This window comes from Streptomyces sp. DSM 42067 (assembly GCF_055792885.1).
This window is the reverse complement of record NZ_CM147706.1, coordinates 1,902,316-1,918,632: the sequence shown is the minus strand read 5'-3', so window position 1 is coordinate 1,918,632 and position 16,317 is coordinate 1,902,316. Positions and strand designations below refer to the sequence as shown.

17 protein-coding genes and 1 pseudogene are annotated in these 16,317 nt (G+C 70.7%); 8 read left to right on the top strand and 10 right to left on the bottom strand.

Annotated features, from left to right (window positions below; genetic code table 11):
• The first annotated feature begins 66 nt into the window (after nt 1–66).
• Together ACSMXV_RS09145 and ACSMXV_RS09140 are read left to right on the top strand one after the other, a co-directional pair.
• The gene (locus ACSMXV_RS09145; protein WP_473177199.1) at nt 67–855 is read left to right on the top strand and encodes a carbon-nitrogen hydrolase family protein; all 789 of its coding nucleotides are present in this window, start codon (nt 67–69) and stop codon (nt 853–855) included.
• Nucleotides 856–985: 130 nt separating this feature from the next.
• The gene (locus ACSMXV_RS09140; protein ID WP_473177198.1) at nt 986–2,683 is read left to right on the top strand and encodes a flavin monoamine oxidase family protein; all 1,698 of its coding nucleotides are present in this window, start codon (nt 986–988) and stop codon (nt 2,681–2,683) included.
• Between the two features lie 121 nt (nt 2,684–2,804).
• Here ACSMXV_RS09140 and ACSMXV_RS09135 read toward each other — a convergent pair whose 3' ends face one another.
• Nucleotides 2,805–3,734 carry an LLM class F420-dependent oxidoreductase gene (locus ACSMXV_RS09135; protein WP_473177197.1) on the bottom strand — a complete coding sequence of 310 codons (930 nt, stop codon included), beginning with the start codon at nt 3,732–3,734 and terminating at the stop codon, nt 2,805–2,807.
• 195 nt (nt 3,735–3,929) lie between these two features.
• On the bottom strand, nt 3,930–4,625 hold the full coding sequence (locus ACSMXV_RS09130; RefSeq protein WP_473177196.1) for a DUF5995 family protein: 696 nt from the start codon (nt 4,623–4,625) through the stop codon (nt 3,930–3,932).
• A gap of 206 nt (nt 4,626–4,831) precedes the next feature.
• Here ACSMXV_RS09130 and ACSMXV_RS09125 point away from each other — a divergent pair, with 206 nt between their 5' ends.
• The gene (locus tag ACSMXV_RS09125; RefSeq protein ID WP_473178867.1) at nt 4,832–5,965 is read left to right on the top strand and encodes a glycoside hydrolase family 6 protein; all 1,134 of its coding nucleotides are present in this window, start codon (nt 4,832–4,834) and stop codon (nt 5,963–5,965) included.
• A 231-nt stretch (nt 5,966–6,196) separates the two neighbouring features.
• Here ACSMXV_RS09125 and ACSMXV_RS09120 read toward each other — a convergent pair.
• Nucleotides 6,197–6,775, bottom strand: a pseudogene (locus ACSMXV_RS09120) (solute carrier family 23 protein); the annotation flags it as partial.
• 195 nt (nt 6,776–6,970) lie between these two features.
• Between ACSMXV_RS09120 and ACSMXV_RS09115 the strand changes: the two are divergent.
• The 4 genes from ACSMXV_RS09115 (at nt 6,971) to ACSMXV_RS09100 (ending at nt 10,562) form a co-directional block, all read left to right on the top strand.
• Entirely contained in the window at nt 6,971–8,350 is a 1,380-nt protein-coding gene (locus tag ACSMXV_RS09115; protein ID WP_473177195.1) for a uracil-xanthine permease family protein, read from the top strand.
• Nucleotides 8,351–8,381: 31 nt separating this feature from the next.
• The gene (locus tag ACSMXV_RS09110; RefSeq protein ID WP_473177194.1) at nt 8,382–8,690 is read left to right on the top strand and encodes a RidA family protein; all 309 of its coding nucleotides are present in this window, start codon (nt 8,382–8,384) and stop codon (nt 8,688–8,690) included.
• Nucleotides 8,687–9,676, top strand: a complete 990-nt coding sequence (locus ACSMXV_RS09105; protein WP_473177193.1) for a threonine ammonia-lyase — start codon at nt 8,687–8,689, stop codon at nt 9,674–9,676. The genes ACSMXV_RS09110 and ACSMXV_RS09105 overlap by 4 nt, the downstream gene beginning before the upstream one ends.
• A gap of 82 nt (nt 9,677–9,758) precedes the next feature.
• Nucleotides 9,759–10,562: an alpha/beta fold hydrolase gene (locus tag ACSMXV_RS09100; RefSeq protein WP_473177192.1), complete on the top strand. Its 804-nt coding sequence runs from the start codon at nt 9,759–9,761 to the stop codon at nt 10,560–10,562.
• Nucleotides 10,563–10,674: 112 nt separating this feature from the next.
• On the opposite strand, the gene ACSMXV_RS09095 is transcribed toward ACSMXV_RS09100, so the two are convergent.
• The 3 genes from ACSMXV_RS09095 to ACSMXV_RS09085 are packed head-to-tail and all read right to left on the bottom strand — an operon-like array spanning nt 10,675 to nt 12,592.
• A complete protein-coding gene (locus ACSMXV_RS09095; protein WP_473177191.1) occupies nt 10,675–11,277 on the bottom strand; it encodes an RraA family protein in 603 nt (200 codons plus the stop codon).
• A complete protein-coding gene (locus ACSMXV_RS09090; RefSeq protein WP_473177190.1) occupies nt 11,274–11,930 on the bottom strand; it encodes an RraA family protein in 657 nt (218 codons plus the stop codon). The genes ACSMXV_RS09095 and ACSMXV_RS09090 overlap by 4 nt, the downstream gene beginning before the upstream one ends.
• Nucleotides 11,930–12,592: an RraA family protein gene (locus ACSMXV_RS09085; protein WP_473177189.1), complete on the bottom strand. Its 663-nt coding sequence runs from the start codon at nt 12,590–12,592 to the stop codon at nt 11,930–11,932. The genes ACSMXV_RS09090 and ACSMXV_RS09085 overlap by 1 nt, the downstream gene beginning before the upstream one ends.
• A gap of 74 nt (nt 12,593–12,666) precedes the next feature.
• On the opposite strand from ACSMXV_RS09085, the gene ACSMXV_RS09080 reads away from it, so the two are divergent.
• On the top strand, nt 12,667–13,566 hold the full coding sequence (locus tag ACSMXV_RS09080) for a LysR family transcriptional regulator (RefSeq protein WP_473177188.1): 900 nt from the start codon (nt 12,667–12,669) through the stop codon (nt 13,564–13,566).
• A gap of 103 nt (nt 13,567–13,669) precedes the next feature.
• Here the strand turns inward: ACSMXV_RS09080 and ACSMXV_RS09075 are convergent, their stop codons facing one another.
• The 4 genes from ACSMXV_RS09075 to ACSMXV_RS09060 are packed head-to-tail and all read right to left on the bottom strand — an operon-like array spanning nt 13,670 to nt 16,303.
• The gene (locus ACSMXV_RS09075; RefSeq protein WP_473177187.1) at nt 13,670–14,500 is read right to left on the bottom strand and encodes an HpcH/HpaI aldolase/citrate lyase family protein; all 831 of its coding nucleotides are present in this window, start codon (nt 14,498–14,500) and stop codon (nt 13,670–13,672) included.
• Nucleotides 14,497–15,360: an HTD2 family dehydratase gene (locus ACSMXV_RS09070; protein WP_473177186.1), complete on the bottom strand. Its 864-nt coding sequence runs from the start codon at nt 15,358–15,360 to the stop codon at nt 14,497–14,499. Before ACSMXV_RS09070 ends, ACSMXV_RS09075 begins: the two co-directional genes overlap by 4 nt.
• 20 nt (nt 15,361–15,380) lie before the next feature.
• The gene (locus tag ACSMXV_RS09065; protein WP_473177185.1) at nt 15,381–15,857 is read right to left on the bottom strand and encodes an MFS transporter; all 477 of its coding nucleotides are present in this window, start codon (nt 15,855–15,857) and stop codon (nt 15,381–15,383) included.
• Entirely contained in the window at nt 15,767–16,303 is a 537-nt protein-coding gene (locus ACSMXV_RS09060) for an aldehyde dehydrogenase family protein (protein WP_473177184.1), read from the bottom strand. The genes ACSMXV_RS09065 and ACSMXV_RS09060 overlap by 91 nt, the downstream gene beginning before the upstream one ends.
• Between the last annotated feature and the right edge of the window lie 14 nt (nt 16,304–16,317).

Genomic DNA, 16,317 nt, shown 5'->3' with positions numbered 1-16,317 from the left:
GGCCCGGATGCCGGACCGTACCGTCTTTGAGGCCCCCGAATCCCCGTCCCACGGTGAGGAACACGCATGCGCACCGCCCTGCTCCAGAGCTCCGGCCGACCCGGTTCGGTCGTCGAGAACCTCAAGGTCCTCGACGAGGCCGCGGGCCGGGCAGGGGCCGCTGGGGCGGGGCTGCTGGTGGCGCCGGAGATGTTCCTGACCGGGTATGCGATCGGTGAAGACATCGCCCGGCTCGCCGAGCCCGCCGACGGAGAGTCCGCCGACGCGATCGCGGGGATCGCCGGACGGCACGGCCTCGCGATCGCCTACGGCTACCCCGAGCGCTCAGGGGACCTGGTCTTCAACTCCGCCCAGCTCATCGCGGCCGACGGCACCCGCCTCGCCAACTACCGCAAGACCCACCTCTTCGGCTGCTTCGAACGGGACCACTTCACGCCGGGCGACGAACCGGTGGTGCAGGCGGAGCTGAACGGTCTCCGCGTCGGCCTGATGATCTGCTACGACGTCGAGTTCCCGGAGAACGTCCGTGCCCACGCCCTCGCGGCCACGGACCTGCTGCTGGTGCCCACGGCCCAGATGCACCCGTTCCAGTTCGTCGCCGAGTGCGTGGTCCCGGTGCGGGCCTTCGAGAACCAGATGTACGTGGCGTACGTCAACCGCGTCGGCCAGGAAGGGGAGTTCGACTTCGTCGGGCTCTCCACGCTGGCCGGGCCGGACGGGGTCGCCCGCACACGCGCGGGACGCGGTGAGGAACTGGTCTTCGCCGACGCCGACCCCGCTTTTCTCGCGGCCTCACGCGAGGTGAACCCGTATCTGAAGGACCGGCGCCCCGGCCTCTACGGGTCCCTCATCTGAACCAAGTCCCCTCTGAACCAAGCCCCGTCTGTTCCAAGCGCCGTCAGAACCAAGCGCCGTCTGAACCACCAGCACGCCCGCCTGCGCGCCGCCCGCCCCCGAGAGTCTTCACGCAAGGAGTCCGTACCCCATGACGTCCACGGTGCCCAACGCCGTCCAGCACGCAGACGACGCGCAGCCGCCGATCACCATGTTCGGGCCGGACTTCCCGTACGCGTACGACGACTTCCTCGCGCACCCCGCGGGGCTGGGCCAGATACCCGCGACCGAGCACGGCACCGAGGTCGCCGTCGTCGGCGGCGGGCTGTCGGGCATCGTGGCCGCGTACGAGCTCATGAAGATGGGCCTCAAGCCGGTCGTCTACGAGGCCGACCGGATCGGCGGGCGGCTGCGGACCGTCGGCTTCGACGGCTGCGACCCCTCGCTCACCGCCGAGATGGGCGCGATGCGCTTCCCGCCGTCCTCGACGGCGCTCCAGCACTACATCGACCTGGTGGGCCTGGAGACCCGGGCCTTCCCGAACCCGCTCGCCGAGGCCACACCGTCCACGGTCGTCGATCTCAAGGGCGAGTCGCACTACGCCGAGACCCTCGACGATCTTCCGCAGGTCTACCGAGACGTGGCGAACGCCTGGAACGCCTGCCTGGAGGAGGGCGCCGACTTCTCCGACATGAACCGGGCCCTGCGGGAGCGCGACGTCCCGCGTATCCGTGAGATCTGGTCCCGGCTCGTCGAGAAGCTCGACAACCAGACCTTCTACGGCTTCCTCTGCGACTCGGAGGCCTTCAAGTCCTTCCGGCACCGCGAGATCTTCGGCCAGGTCGGCTTCGGCACCGGCGGCTGGGACACCGACTTCCCCAACTCCATCCTGGAGATCCTCCGCGTCGTCTACACCGAGGCGGACGACCACCACCGCGGCATCGTCGGCGGCAGCCAGCAGCTTCCGCTGCGGCTGTGGGAGCGCGAGCCCGAGAAGATCGTCCACTGGCCCTACGGCACCTCGCTCAAGTCCCTGCACGTGAACGGCGAGCCCCGTCCGGCCGTGACGCGGCTGCACCGCACCGCCGGCAACCGCATCACCGTCACGGACGCCTCCGGTGACATCCGCTCCTACCGAGCCGTGATCTTCACCGCCCAGTCCTGGATGCTGCTGTCCAAGATCGCGTGCGACGACGAGCTCTTCCCGATCGACCACTGGACGGCGATCGAGCGCACCCACTACATGGAGTCCAGCAAGCTCTTCGTGCCCGTCGACCGGCCCTTCTGGCTCGACAAGGACGAGGAGACGGGGCGGGACGTCATGTCGATGACGCTCACCGACCGAATGACGCGCGGGACCTACCTGCTCGACAACGGGCCCGACCAGCCCGCCGTCATCTGCCTGTCCTACACCTGGTGCGACGACAGCCTGAAGTGGCTGCCGCTGTCGGCGAACGAGCGCATGGAGGTCATGCTCAAGTCGCTCGGCGAGATCTATCCGAAGGTCGACATCCGGAAGCACATCATCGGCAACCCGGTGACCGTGTCCTGGGAGAACGAGCCGTACTTCATGGGCGCGTTCAAGGCCAACCTGCCGGGCCACTACCGCTACCAGCGGCGCCTGTTCACCCACTTCATGCAGGACCGCCTCCCCGAGGACAAGCGCGGCATCTTCCTCGCCGGTGACGACATCTCCTGGACGGCGGGCTGGGCCGAGGGCGCCGTGCAGACCGCGCTCAACGCCGTGTGGGCCGTCATGCACCAGCTGGGCGGGGCGACCGACCCGACGAACCCGGGGCCAGGCGACGTGTACGACGAGATCGCGCCGGTCGAACTGCCCGAGGACTGACGGGAAGCGGGCGGGCGGGAAACCCGCGGATGCCGCGGATGCCGCGGAGCCTGAGGCACCTACGGGCTCCTGGGTTCCCGCCCCGGTCACCGGTCGGAGTGCCGCCGACCGGTCCGGCGGCTCAGACCCCGGCCGCCCGCGCCGTCTCGTACACCTCGGCCGCCACGTCCTTGAGCTCCTCCGCATCCCGCGCTGAGCCACTGAGCTCGAGGAAGATCTCGTCGAGACCGACCTCGGCGTGCGCCACGAGATCCTCGGAGATCTGCTCGGCGTTCCCCTGGAAGGGGGCACGGTCCTCGCCCTCGTACGCCTTCGCGGAGTACTGCGCGTTGACCCGGAGGACGCTCTGCACCGGCTCCGTGCGGCCCTTCTCCGCGGCCAGGTCCTGGACCTTCCGCCAGTCGGCGGCCAGCCGCTCGGCGCCCATGCCGACCGGCATCCAGCCGTCGGCGCGCTCCACGAGCCGGCGCAGGGCACGGGGGCTGTTCGCCGGGAGCAGGACCGGAATCGGCCGGGCGGGCTTGGGGCCCACCTCCGACGGCGCGATCCTGGTCAGCGATCCCTCGTACGCCACGGGGTCCGGGCCCCAGACCGCCCGGCACACGTCGAGCAGCTCGTCCAGGACCTTGCCGCGCTGCTCGAAGGGCGCCACCGACGCGGCCGCGTACTCGTCGAGGGACCAGCCCGTGCCGAACCCGGCCACCACCCGGCCGCCGCTCGCGGCGTCCAGCGTGGCGAGTGAACGGGCCAGCTGGAAGGGCACGTGCAGCGGGGCGATCAGCACGCTGGTGCCCAGCCGCGCCCGCTCGGTGACGGCCGCGGCCAGTGTCAGCGTCACCAGCGGGTCGGCCACCGAGCGGTACTCGTCGGGCCAGGCCAGGCCCGGGATGCCGTAGAGGCCCTGCGTCGCAGGCTCGGGGAACAGGATCCGCTCGAACACCCACAGGCTTTGGTATCCGATGTCCTCGGCGGCCTTCGCCACCGCGGGCACGTCGCGTCCAAGGTCGTACTGCTTCAGCTGCGGGAGTGCCAGTCCGAGGGGAATCGCCATGCCTGTGCTCCTTCGCATCGGGTCCGGTCGCGGCGCCGCGCGCCGTGTACGCCGGGCCGCTGCCCGGCGCGGTTGTGGTCCGCATCAGGTCCAGCTCGTCAACGTACAGCGGACGCACAGGAATTCCAGGCGTTGACGACCCGTCATGGCGGGATCAGTACAACCGCGCTCCTGCGGAGAGGGCCGCGATCCCGGTCAGTCCGGGAGCGGGGTGAGCAGCATGCGGCCGACCAGCCCCACGCCTGCGTCGAGCCGCTGGGTGAACTCCTCGACGACCTCCGGGAGTTCCCGCAGTGCCCAGAGTGCCCGGGCCGCCGCCCATGCGCCGTCCCGCGCTCGTTCCAGGCTCCAGGAGCCGAGCAGATGCGTCAGCGGATCGGCGATCTGCAGGAGATCGGGACCGGGCATCAGATCTTCGCGGATGCGCTCCTCCAGCGACACGAGGAGATCGCCCACACGGTCGAACTCGTCCTCCATCTCGGACGGTTCGCAGCCGAGCGTACGACAGGTGTCCACGACCGCGAGCGCCAGATCGTGCCCGATGTGCGCATTGATGCCCGCGAGTGCGAACTGCATCGGACGTACTCCGGGATGGCGCCGGTACTGGAACAGCGGCCGCCAGCACGCGGGCGGGCGGCGTTCCCCGGCCACCGCGTCGACCGCCGCGAGATAGCGCTCGGCGAACCGAACGTCCAGCGTGGCGGCGGCTCGCGGATCGGGGAACTGCCCTGTGTCGATGAGCCGGTCGACCTCCAGTGTGACGGCCAAGTAGACGCGGTTGAAGACCGCTACGCCGTCATGGTCCGGCCAGGCCGCGCCGAGCGCGCGCATCCGCGCCACCACCGCGTCGACCCCGTGGGGCGAATGTGTGAACTGTTCCAACTGCGCCATGGGGGCAGGGTCCCAGCCATAGGCTGACGCGCGTGCCGCCGGGCCACGGGCTTCCCCAGAACGGGGGAACGCCACCGGCACCGGCAGACAACGACTGTGGCGCAGGGGAGCGTCACGGAGAAGAGGGGGAACAGCACGTGTCAGGCCCACGCGCGCAGCGCCTGGCGGAACGCAGGAAGCGGCGCGGGCGCACCGGCCGCGGTGCCATGGCCGCGGCAGCCTCGGTCGTGGTCGCCGTCGGCACGGTCACAGGCTTGGTCAACGCCCTCGACCAGGGCGGCGGAACGGACGAGGCGCGGCCGACGGTGACGCGGTCGCCGAGCCTCCAGCCGCTGCCCGCGGTGCCCAGCGCGTCCCCGTCCACCACCTCGGCCTCACCGTCGCCCTCCAAGTCCTCGTCCAAGCCCTCACCCAAGGCCAAGGCCACCCCGAAGGCGCCCAAGACGACCGCGGCCGCCGCACCCGCCGTGTCGGCCCGCCTGTACCGGCACAACGACTCGCAGGTACTCGACTGGGTCCGGGCCAACCGCAGCGATCCGCGGCGGCCGCTCATCGAGTCGCGGATCGCCGACCAGCCGGCCGCGGTGTGGTTCGCCGACTACACGCCGTCGACGATCACCTCACGCGTGCGTGCGGTCACCTCGACGGCCGCGGCGAGCGGCCGGGTGCCGGTCGTCGTGCCGTACGCGATTCCGAACCGCGACTGCGGGGGCGCGTCCCAGGGCGGGGCGCCCGACCTCGGCGCGTACGACGGGTGGATCGACAAGTTCGCCGCCGGGCTCGGCTCCGGTGAGGTCATCGTGGTCCTGGAACCCGACTCCCTCGCCCTGATCGACTGCCTGTCGGCGGGCGACCGGGCGCGGCGGTACGCGTCGCTGGCCCGCGCGGGCCGCGTCCTCAAGGCGGCCAACCCGAGGGCCAGGGTCTACTACGACGCGGGCCACTCCGGCTGGAACGCGGCAGCCACGCAGGCGGCCCGGCTGCGGCAGGCGGGCGCGGCGTCGGCCGCCTCGTCCGACGGCGTCTTCACCAACGTCTCGAACTTCCACCGCACCGCCGAGGAGGCGGCCTACGCCCGCCAGATCCTGTCGGCGCTGGGCGGCCCGTCGAGCCTGGGCGCCGTCATCGACACCAGCCGGAACGGGAACGGTGCCCCACCCGAGGGCGAGTGGTGCGACCCGGCGGGCCGCAAGCTCGGACAGGTGCCGACGTTACGTACCGGACAGTCCCGTATCGACGCCTACCTCTGGGTCAAGCTGCCCGGGGAGTCCGACGGCTGCAAGGGCACGCCGGGCACCTTCACCCCGGGCTACGCCTACGACCTGGTGACGGGCGGCTGACCCTTCGACGCGTCGTCGCCCGCCTGCTGCCCAGCCGCTTCCTGCCCGGCCGTCTCCTGGCCGGCCCATCCTTCTCGGCGTCCTTGTCGTACGTCGAGGTGCCGGCGTCGAGCAGCGGCTCCTGCGTCTTGAGGTGGGCGGGGGCCATGGCGCGGAGCGCGTGGTAGCCGCTGATGACGACGAGCGTGCCGAGGGCGATGCCGCTCAGCTCGAAGTTGTCGGTGAACTTCAGTCCAGACGCCAGTGGTCGACGGCCTCGGTACCGCCGCTCACCGAGTGGATCTTGCCGAAAGACGCGGTCGAAGACCCACGAGATGCCGTAACCGAAGATCAGCCCCAGGAAGCGTAACCGAAGATCAGCCCCAGGAAGATCGCGATGCGCGACCAGAAACCGCGCAGGCACACCACGGCCAAACCGGTGAACAGCATGGTCAGCAGCGCCGTCCACTGGTCCTGCGGCCAGTACGTCGCGGACGTGACAGGCGCCAGGTTGAAGCCGATCAGCATGACCACCGCGCCGGTGACGATCGGCGGCATGGTGGCGTGGATGATCCGCGCCCCGAACCGCTGCACCGCGAGCCCGGCGAGGAACAGCGCGATGCCGACCACGAACACGGCACCGGTCACCACGGCGCTCGAACCGCCCTGCGCCCTGATCACCGCCGCCACGCCCACGAAGGACAGTGAACAGCCCAGGTAGCTGGGCACCCGGCCGCGCGTGGCCAGCAGGAAGATGACCGTCGCGAGGCCCGACATCATGATCGCGAGGTTCGGGTCGAGACCCATCAGGGCCGGCGCAACGAATGTTGCAACCTGTTTGCATCACTGAATGGGGGTGCGAACGAGCCCCCGTACCATTGTCGACGTGGAACCCGGTAGATCCCCGGCAAGCGGGCCAGGTCACGCGGATGGCGGACCGGCTGGGGGCTAGCCCGGGTTGGTGCGAACGGTTGACTGCTCATCTTGTACTTTCCGTTCGGTAAGTACACGAACGGAGAGTGCTAAATGGCGGGTTTTGGTTGGAAGCTGCACGGAGATGGCCGACACCTGAGACCAGGTGAGGTCGTCCGGCCGGACGAGCGACTTACCTGGACCCGGACGATTGGGCTCGGCGCCCAGCATGTCGTCTCGATGATCGGCGCCTGTTTTGTCGCCCCTGTGCTCATGGGTCTGAACCCGAGCCTCGGCCTTATGGCCTCGGGTGTCGCCACCCTGCTGTTCCTGGTGATCACGCGCGGACGGGTGCCCAGCTACCTGGGTTCGTCGCTCTCTTTCGTCGGCGTCGCCGCGGTGATCGGCAGCCAGGGCGGCGGCCCGGCCGAGGTGACCGGTGCGCTGTTCGTGGTGGGTCTCGCCCTCACCGTCGTCGGCCTCTTGGTGCAGCGCGTGGGTGCCAAGATCATCCATGCGGTGCTCCCGCCGGCGGTCACGGGCGCCGTCGTCATGCTGATCGGCTTCAACCTCGCTCCGGTGGCTGCGGGCACCTACTGGCCGCAGGACCAGTGGACCGCGCTTGCCACGATGTTGTTCACCGGCTTGGCGCTGGTCGTCCTGCGTGGTTTCTGGTCGCGTATCGCGATCTTCCTGGGCCTGGTCTTCGGCTACGTGCTCTCCTGGATCCTCGACGCCACCCTGGGCAAGATCCACTCCGCTGACGGCACCGGCAAGGTCGTCGACCACTGGCGCCTCGACCTGACCCCGGTCAAGGAAGCCGACTGGATTGGCTTCCCCGACATGCACGGCCCTTCCTTCAGCGCGTCGGCGATCGTCGTGGCCCTCCCGGTCCTGATCGCCCTGGTCGCCGAGAACACCGGCCACATCAAGGCCGTCGGCGAGATGACCGGCGACTCGCTGGACGACAAGCTCGGTACAGCCATCGCGGCGGACGGCGCGGCCACCATGGTCTCCACTGTCGCCGGTGGCCCGGCGACCACCACGTACGCCGAGAACATCGGGGTCATGGCCGCCACTCGCGTCTACTCGACCGCCGCCTACATGTGCGCCGCGTTCTTCGCCCTGCTCTTCGGTCTCTGTCCGAAGTTCGGCGCGTTCGTCGTGGCGATCCCGGGCGGCGTCCTCGGCGGCATCACCGTCATCCTCTACGGCATGATCGGCCTGCTCGGCGCCCAGATCTGGGTCCGGAACAAGGTCGACTTCGGCCAGCCGCTCAACCTGATCCCGGCCGCCGCCGGCGTCATCGTCGGGATCGGTGGCGTGAGCCTGAAGTTCACCGACAACTTCGAGCTCAACGGCATCGCCCTCGGCACCCTCCTGGTACTGACCGGTTACCATGCCCTTCACTGGCTCTCCAAGGCCGCCGGCACGCACGAGCCAGCGCTCCTGGACGGAGGACTGACGGAGTACGACGACCAGAAGACGTCGTAGCGGGCCAACGCGCTCACGGGCACGCACGCGCGTGAGCGGGGCTCTCAACGGCCCCCGCTCCTGCCCGTTCCCGTCTCCGGAGCTGGCGGTCCGTCCGTGTGAAACGGCCGGCCTCGCCTGCGACGGCGACTTCGACCGCCTCCGCGTACTGAAGCTGACGGGATACGTCCGGTGCGCCGGTGATTTCGCCGACCAGCCGCTCGTCATGAACGGTGCCTCCGACCTGCTGGTCCTGGTCCTGGGCGAACGGGGCCGCCACGTCCGCGCCGCGGTCGGGGCGGCGGCCCTGCCGCGGCGGGCGCCGGTCGAGATCGAGACGCTTTTCGAGGTGGAACAGTGACCGACGACATGGTGCCCGGCTTCGGCATCGATGCCATCTGCGAGGCCGCGAAGCGCCTGGCCGGCCACGTCGTGCGGACCCCCCTGTTGAACTCCCCGATGCTTGACAAGCTTGTCGGCGGCCGTGTCCTGGTAAAGGCCGAATGCCTGCAGCTGACCGGCTCGTTCAAGGTACGCGGAGCGCTCAACGCCGTGCTCACCGTGGACGAGGACGTGCGCCGCGCCGGGATCGTCACCTACTCCGCGGGCAATCACGGCCAGGGCGTGGCTGCCGCGGCCCGGCTCGCAGGCTGCCCTGCCGTCATCGTCATGCCGCGCAACGCGCCCCGCATCAAGGTCGACAACTGCCGTTGGTGGGGCGCCGAGACCGTCTTCTACGACCCGGAGACCGAGGACCGGGGCGAGGTTGCGGGGAAGATCCTTCAGGAACGCGGGATGACGCTGATCCCACCCTTCGACGACGTCAGGGTCATGGCGGGGCAGGGCACCGTCGGCCTGGAGATCGCCGAGCAGGCGCGCGAGCTGGGCCTGACACCGGACGCGGTCCTGGTGAACTGCAGCGGCGGCGGCCTGTCCTCCGGCGTGATCACCGCTCTCAACCACGCGTTCGAGGGCCTGTCGAACCACATCGTCGAACCGTCCGGCTTCGACAAGATGGCCCGGTCCCTGGCGACCGGCCGCGTCTGCTCCAACCCGCGGCCGCCGGGCGGGGTGATGGACGCGATCTCCGGCCCGGTGGCCGGCGCGCGCCCTCTGGCCGTCCTCAGCGGCTACGACGTGAGCGGCCTGACCGTCACCGACGAGGAAGCCCTGGCCGCCATGGGCGTGGCCCACCGCCTCCTGAAGATTGTGCTGGAGCCGGGCGCCGCCGCGTCCCTGGCGGTGCTGTTGTCCGGGAAGATGGACGTGCGGGGGAAGGTCGTGGCGCTCGTGGCGTCGGGCGGCAACGTCGATCCGGCGGTCTACCGCCGGGCCCTGTCCGGCTGAGCCACCTCAGGACGCTGTCCATATCGTCAGCAGTCACAATCAGACTTGGAGTCTATGGACAGCGTCTGATGGACTCGAAGTCATGGCAGTGATGAACGAACGCCTCGACCTGCGGGTCGACGGCGTGGATCTCGCCGTCGCCGCGGTCCGCCGAGACGGCAACGGTACCCCCGTCGTCCTTCTGCACGGGTTCGGCTCCACCAAGGAGGACTACGCCGACATCGCCCTGCACTCCGCGTTCGCCGGACGCCCGTTCCTCGCCTACGACGCGCCGGGCTGTGGAGAGACCGCGTGTGAGGATCTGTCCGCGATCTCGATTCCGTTCCTGGTGCGAACCGCCCAGGCGGTTCTGGCACGGGCGGGGATCATGCGGTTCCACCTGGTCGGGCACTCCATGGGAGGTCTGACCGCCCTGCTGCTGGCTCATCAGGAGCCCGACCGCGTCCTCAGTTTCGTCGACGTCGAAGGCAACCTGGCCTCCGAGGACTGCTTCCTGAGCCGGCAGATCGTCACGCACCCGGCGGACGACCCCGAGCACTTCCTGGCCGACTTCGCGGTTCGGGTACGCCGCTCACCGCAGTTCTCCAGCGCCCTGTACGCGGCGAGCCTGCGTCACAAGGTCCGTCCCGGCGCGGTCCGCGGCGTCTTCGAGTCGATGGTCGACCTGTCCGATCACGGCGACCTGATGACGAAGTTCCTCGCGCTGCCCGTCCCGCGCATGTTCCTGTACGGCGAGCAGAACTCCTCCCTGTCGTACCTGACGAAACTCGCCGCGAACGGCGTCGAGTTGGCTCAGATCCCGCACAGCGGCCACTGGCCGATGTACTCCAATCCCGTCGCATTTTGGGAACGGATCGCCGACTTCCACGCCCGCACCCAGCGCTGAAGATCCCGAAAGCACAGCCCGACGCCAGGAAGTCAAAGGCGCGGCGTGCCGCCCGTGAGCCTGTGGTGCTCCGGTGGCACGCCGCGCTCGGTGACGGCGGATCGCCGTCGGTTCAGCCTGCCGGCAGGCCGTAGTACTCGAGTGTCGTCACGCCCGTGCGGATGGCTTCCAGGGCTCGCTGCTCGGCGGTGACCCGGGCGTCGGCCCCATCGAGGGTCTCGTCGACCGCTTCCGCGGGGACGACCACCACGCCGTCCGCGTCGCCGACGACGAGGTCGCCGGGTCGTACGACGACATCCCCCACGCGTACGGGGACGCCGAAGTGGCCGGGGTGGTCCTTGCCGGTGCCGACCACGGTGACGTGCCGGGCGAAGAGGGGGAAGCCCAGCTCCGCCTGCTCCGCCGTGTCCCGTACGCCGCCGTCCACGACCAGGCCGAGAATGCCGCGCTGCTGGGCGGCGACGGCGAGGATCTCGCCCCAGTGCCCGTGCCGGGCGCCCTGAAGGTCGACGACGAGGACGCTGCCGGCGGGGGCCGTGGCCACCGCGCGGTGCAGGGCGAGGTTGTCGCCGCCGATGCCCTGCACCGTGAACGCCGGCCCCGCCACGCGCGCCCCCGCCCAGGCGGCGCGCAGGGACGGGTCGACGGCGTGCGCTCGGGAGGCGGATGCCTCGTGGAGGGTGGCCGTGCTGTGACCGCGGGCCGCGTCCGTCATGCCTGGGTCCTTGTCTGGAGGGTGTGGTAGCCGAACGTCTCCCGGGCCGCGCGCAGGGTGCCGCCGGCGCGCGCGGCCGCGACGATGTCCGCCTCGACCCGCTCGATCCGCTCGGCGGTTTCGGCGATCCGGTCTGCCTCGGCGGCGGGCACGGCGACCACGCCGTCGGCGTCGGCGCAGATGAGAGTGCCGGGGCGGACCTCGATGCCGTTCACGGGCACCGGCTCGCCGACGGCCACCAGGCGCACCCGGTCCTTGCCGGTCCGCATGAACCGGCCTCGGCTGAACAGCGGGTAGTTCTGCGCCAACGACGCCGACACGTCGCGGCAGACGCCGTTGATCACGGTGCCGGCGATGCCTCGGTGGGCGGCGACCTCGGTCATGATGCCGCCCCAGACGGTGACGTCGGTGCGGCCGCCGTTGTCGATGACGACGACCGACCCGGGCGGGACGTCGTCGAGGAAGTCGCCGACCGTGCCGCCGGCGGTGTTGTCGACGGGGGCGTAGCGGACGGTGAAGGCCGGGCCCACCGCGCGGAAGTCGTTCGACAGCGGGGCGAGGCCGTGCAGCGCGCCCTCGATGCCGGTTCGGTCGAGGGCGTCGGAGATCGCGGCGGTGGGCAGCGCGCGCAGGCGTGCCACGAGGTCACTCATCACTTTGCCTCCGTTCCGGCCAGGCGGGCGTCCCGCATCGCCTCCGGTAGTGGCGCCCCGGCCCGCACTTCGGCCTCGATGGCCGCCTCCCGGTCGGCGAGCCGCCGGGCGGCCCGAAGGACCTCGTCGGCGCGGTCGCGGGGCACGACCACGACCCCGTCCTCGTCCGCCAGCACCACGTCACCCGGGTTGACGGTCACCTCACCCAGCGACACCGGCTCACCGGCCGACTTCTGCCGCAGCCGGCCTCGCGCGGTCACCGGCACCTGGGCGCGCGCGAACACGGGAAAGCCGAGTTCGCGTGCCTGTGCCACGTCCCGGCAGGCACCGTCCGTGACGACACCGCGGACGCGGCGCACCGAGGCGCCGACGCTGACGATGCCGCCCCACGACGACACGTCCGTGCGGCCGCCGCCCGCCACCACGACGACGTCCTCGGGACCGGCCCCGGCGATCGCGCTCGTGAGGATGTGGGCACCGCCGTGCTCGCCGGTCAGAGGTTCGAGCTCGACGGTCCGCGCGAACCCGGCCACCTTGGGCGTGCCCCACATCGGACGCAGCCCGCCCTGTCCCGGCGGGAGTCCGCAGGCGTCGAGGGCATCGGACACGGTCGCGCTGTCCAGCGCCGCGAACCGCGTCAACAAGGAATCTCCAGCTGTCATGTCACGCAGTCAAGCAACGCAGCTTCATATACTGAAGGTCTGGTTTCATCTCTCACTGATATGCGGAGCGACTGATGATCGAGGTTCGCCAGGCCCGCTACTTCCTCGCCGTCGCCGAGACCCTCCACTTCGGCCGGGCCGCGGAGCAGCTGCGGATGTCGCAGCCGCCGCTGAGTCAGGCGATCCTCCAGCTGGAACGTCAGCTGGGCGTGCGGCTGTTCGACCGCAGTGAACGGCGGGTCAGGCTGACCGAGACCGGCCGGGCGTTCGCCGAGGAGTGCCGCAAGCTGGTGGCGGCCGCCCGGCACGCCCATGAGGTGGCGGCCCAGGCCGAGGCCGGCCTGGTGGGCATGCTGCGGATCGGGGTGGTGACCTCGGCCCTCAGCGAGCCCTTGTTGGGCACGCTGTCCGCTTTCCGGGACGCCCGTCCCCGTGTCGACCTGCATCTCACGGAGGTCGACACCGGGGAGGGCCAGGAAGCCGTCGCCCGGCACGAGATCGACCTCGCCGTCATCCGGCCCAGCGCGCCGGTGCGCGGCCTGCGCGTGCAGCCCTGGCGCCACGACCAATTCGTCATTGCGCTGCCGGAACGGCATTCCCTCGCCGGGGACACCGCAGAGCCGGTCGAGCTCGCGCGGTTCACGGACGAGCCCTGGGTATGGCTGCGGCGCGAGGCGTCCCCCGACTACCACGACCAGCTCATGGCGACCTGCCGCCGAGCCGGGTTCACCCCCGAGGCACGTCACATCGCCAACTCGATCCTGACCCAGCTGGCAATGGTGGCCTGCGGCCTCGGGGTCACGCTCGTACCGAACGTGGCGGTCCGCTCGATCCAGGGACCCATCGCCTACCGGCCCCTCACCGACTCCGCAGACATCGTCGAACTGTCCCTGGTCTCCCGGGCCGGCGCGCACGAGCCGATGGTGGAGGAGTTCCTGCTCCACGCATCGGCCCACCGGCAGGAGACGATCTAGGCACGTAGGGGGCGGGCGGTGCCCTCAATCAGCGCCCGCCCCCCTTCACACACCGCACGGGTCCCGCCGAGCCGGGGTGCGGATCCGGTCTCGGCGGGCGGCGTCAGCCTGCGGTGTGCGGCTCCTCCGCCCGGGCCAGGACGCCCCGCGCGCGTTCCAGCACGGGCCGGTCGACCATCTGCCCGTCGACCGTGGTGACCGACTCTCCGGCGTCGAGGATGCGGCGGGCCCAGCGCAGTTCGTCCGGTGTGGGGGTGAACCCGTCGGTGACGGTCGGCACTTGAGCCGGATGGACGCAGAGCTTGCCGGTGAATCCGAGGCGCCGGGCGTGCGCGACGTCGGCGTCGAGCGCATCCAGATCTCGTACGGCGGTGGTGACGCCGTCGACGGGAGGGTGGGCGCCCGCCGCGGCGGAGGCGAGGACCAGCCGGGAGCGAGCATGGGCGAGGGCGAGATGGTCGTCGTGGGCGACGCCCAGCTGCGCGGCCAGGTCCACGTTGCCGAAGGCCGCGCGGACGACTCCGGGGACGGCGCACACCTCGCCCGCTCGCTCGATGCCGAGGGCCGTTTCGACCAGCGGGATCAGCGGGCAGCGCCCGGCCGTGCGGGCGGCGATTTCCGCGAGGGCGTACGGGTCCTCAGCCTTGGGCACCATGAGGGGGCAGCCGTGGTCGGCCGCCCGTGCCAGGTCCGCCTCGAACCAGGGAGTGCCGGGCGGGTTGATCCGTACGACGGCCCTGTTGCCGAGGGCCAGCCAGGCGGCGGCGTTGTCGCGGGCGCTGTCCTTGTCGCCGGGGGCGACGGCGTCCTCCAGGTCGATGATGACGAGGCCGGCGCCGGAGGACGCTGCCTTGGCGAAGCGGTCGGGCCGGTCACCGGGGACGAAGAGCAGGGTCCGTGCGGCGGCGATACGGTCGCTGTCCGGGTGGCTCATGCGAAGGTCGCCTCGGCGGTGGCGTGCCGGGCTTCGCGGTGGGTGGCGATGTGCAGCCGGGCATGGTCGTCGGTGGGCGCGCCGTCGGCGAGGAGGTGCTCGCCCACGAACGCCGGCCGGTGCAGCCGGTAGGTCAGGGAGCGGATCTGCCGCTCGGGGGCGTTGCTGCGGACCAGTTCCAGCATGAGCAGGGCCAGCAGCGGGCCGTGGACGACGAGACCTGGGTAGCCCTCCACATCGCGTACGTACGGCGTGTCGTAGTGGATGCGGTGGGCGTTGGCGGTGAGCGCGCTGAACCGGAAGAGCAGGGTCTCCTCTGGTTGCAGACGCAGTTGCCACGGGCCTTCCGCCTTCGGGACGGCCGAGTCGGCGAGAGCGGCCGGGTGCCGCGGTGCGGAGCCGTCGCCCGACCGGTAGACGATGTCCTGCTCCTCGATCAGGCAGGTGCGGCCGTTCTGCCGGAATTCCTGCCGCTCGGTGACGAACAGCAGCTCACCGCTGCGCCCCTGCTTGGGGGTGATGGCGGCCAGGCTGCTTACGCGCTCGGCCGGCACGCCGAGCCGCAGGGGCTCGGTGATCTCGCACCGTCCGCCGGCGAACATCCGTCGACGGTTGGGGATGGGCGGCAGGAAGCGGGCGTCACGCAGGTGTCCGTCCGGGCCGAGGGCCCGTTGGGGTGCCCAGTGCAGGAAGTACAGCCACTGCCACAGGGGTGGCAGCGGGTCGCCGGTCTTCGCGGCGGCGTCGGGCAGGTTCAGCAGTGCCGACAGGGCCGCCGCCGGGTCGGGCGGCAGGGCGTCCTTGTCGGTGGTCGGTTCGGGATGCCATGACTCGACGTGGGAGGAGAGGGAGGCGGGCATGTCGTGTCCTCGTGGGGTGGTCAGGTCAGCGGGGCGGTCGTTGACGGGGCAGGCGTCGCGCTGGTCGCCCCGGCCTCCAGAAGGGAGGTGCGGGACGGTTCGCGTACGACGAGGGTGGCCAGGAAGGTCAGGGCGATGCATCCGGTGACGTACCAGAAGAAGGTGGTCTCGTGGCCGCCTTTCTTCAGGGCCAGCGCGATCGGTTCCGTCAGTCCGCCGAAGGTGGCGGTGACCAGGGCGTGCGGCAGGCCCACGCCCAGGGCCCGGACCTTGGTGGGGAACATCTCGGCCTTGATGATCGCGGCCAGCGCCGAGTACCCGCTGAGGAAGGTCAGGGCGAGCGTCATGAGGAGGAACGCGAGCCAGGGACTGTCGGTGCGCCCGAGCACGGTCATGATCGGAACCGTCAGGAACATGCCGCAGACGGAGAAGGCGAACATGACCGGGCGACGGCCGTATCGGTCGGACAGGGCGCCCGCGACCGGTTGCAGCAGCATGTAGACGAACAGGGCCGCGAAGCCGATGACGGCTTCGTGTAGGCGAAGTAGCCCTTCTTGTCCAGCGGCGGAACGGTGCCCTCGATCTTGTCGGCGAGCCCGCCGTAGTAGTGGAACCACTGGGGGATGTAGGCGACTTGGCCGTGCATCTCGGTGAACAGCTTGCCGTTGTCGCGGACTTCGAGCTCAGCCCGCTCACGGGCGTGGGCGGCGATCGTGTCGCCGAGCCGGTGCAGCAGGGCGCCGCGTGCGCTGGCGGTGAGTTCGGCCCAGGGGCCGGTGTGCATGGCGCGGTGGGCGGCGCGGACGGCGTCGTCTACGTCCTGCCCGGTGCCCTTGGCGATCTCGGCCCACGGGGTGCCGAGGTAGGGGTTGTCGGTGGGGAACCATTCACCGCCAGCGGCCTTGCGGCTCTCCCCGTCGATGAACAACTCGTAGCGGTGCATGGAAGGGGATCCCG

Bases quoted from the DNA above. Each gene is read 5' to 3' on its own strand.
- ACSMXV_RS09145 (WP_473177199.1), top strand. From the start codon at position 67: ATGCGCACCGCCCTGCTCCAGAGCTCCGGCCGACCCGGTTCGGTCGTC.
- ACSMXV_RS09140 (WP_473177198.1), top strand. From the start codon at position 986: ATGACGTCCACGGTGCCCAACGCCGTCCAGCACGCAGACGACGCGCAG.
- ACSMXV_RS09135 (WP_473177197.1), bottom strand. From the start codon at position 3,734: ATGGCGATTCCCCTCGGACTGGCACTCCCGCAGCTGAAGCAGTACGAC.
- ACSMXV_RS09130 (WP_473177196.1), bottom strand. From the start codon at position 4,625: ATGGCGCAGTTGGAACAGTTCACACATTCGCCCCACGGGGTCGACGCG.
- ACSMXV_RS09125 (WP_473178867.1), top strand. From the start codon at position 4,832: ATGGCCGCGGCAGCCTCGGTCGTGGTCGCCGTCGGCACGGTCACAGGC.
- ACSMXV_RS09115 (WP_473177195.1), top strand. From the start codon at position 6,971: ATGGCGGGTTTTGGTTGGAAGCTGCACGGAGATGGCCGACACCTGAGA.
- ACSMXV_RS09100 (WP_473177192.1), top strand. From the start codon at position 9,759: ATGGCAGTGATGAACGAACGCCTCGACCTGCGGGTCGACGGCGTGGAT.
- ACSMXV_RS09095 (WP_473177191.1), bottom strand. From the start codon at position 11,277: ATGACGGACGCGGCCCGCGGTCACAGCACGGCCACCCTCCACGAGGCA.
- ACSMXV_RS09090 (WP_473177190.1), bottom strand. From the start codon at position 11,930: ATGAGTGACCTCGTGGCACGCCTGCGCGCGCTGCCCACCGCCGCGATC.
- ACSMXV_RS09085 (WP_473177189.1), bottom strand. From the start codon at position 12,592: ATGACAGCTGGAGATTCCTTGTTGACGCGGTTCGCGGCGCTGGACAGC.
- ACSMXV_RS09080 (WP_473177188.1), top strand. From the start codon at position 12,667: ATGATCGAGGTTCGCCAGGCCCGCTACTTCCTCGCCGTCGCCGAGACC.
- ACSMXV_RS09075 (WP_473177187.1), bottom strand. From the start codon at position 14,500: ATGAGCCACCCGGACAGCGACCGTATCGCCGCCGCACGGACCCTGCTC.
- ACSMXV_RS09070 (WP_473177186.1), bottom strand. From the start codon at position 15,360: ATGCCCGCCTCCCTCTCCTCCCACGTCGAGTCATGGCATCCCGAACCG.
- ACSMXV_RS09065 (WP_473177185.1), bottom strand. From the start codon at position 15,857: ATGCTGCTGCAACCGGTCGCGGGCGCCCTGTCCGACCGATACGGCCGT.
- ACSMXV_RS09060 (WP_473177184.1), bottom strand. From the start codon at position 16,303: ATGCACCGCTACGAGTTGTTCATCGACGGGGAGAGCCGCAAGGCCGCT.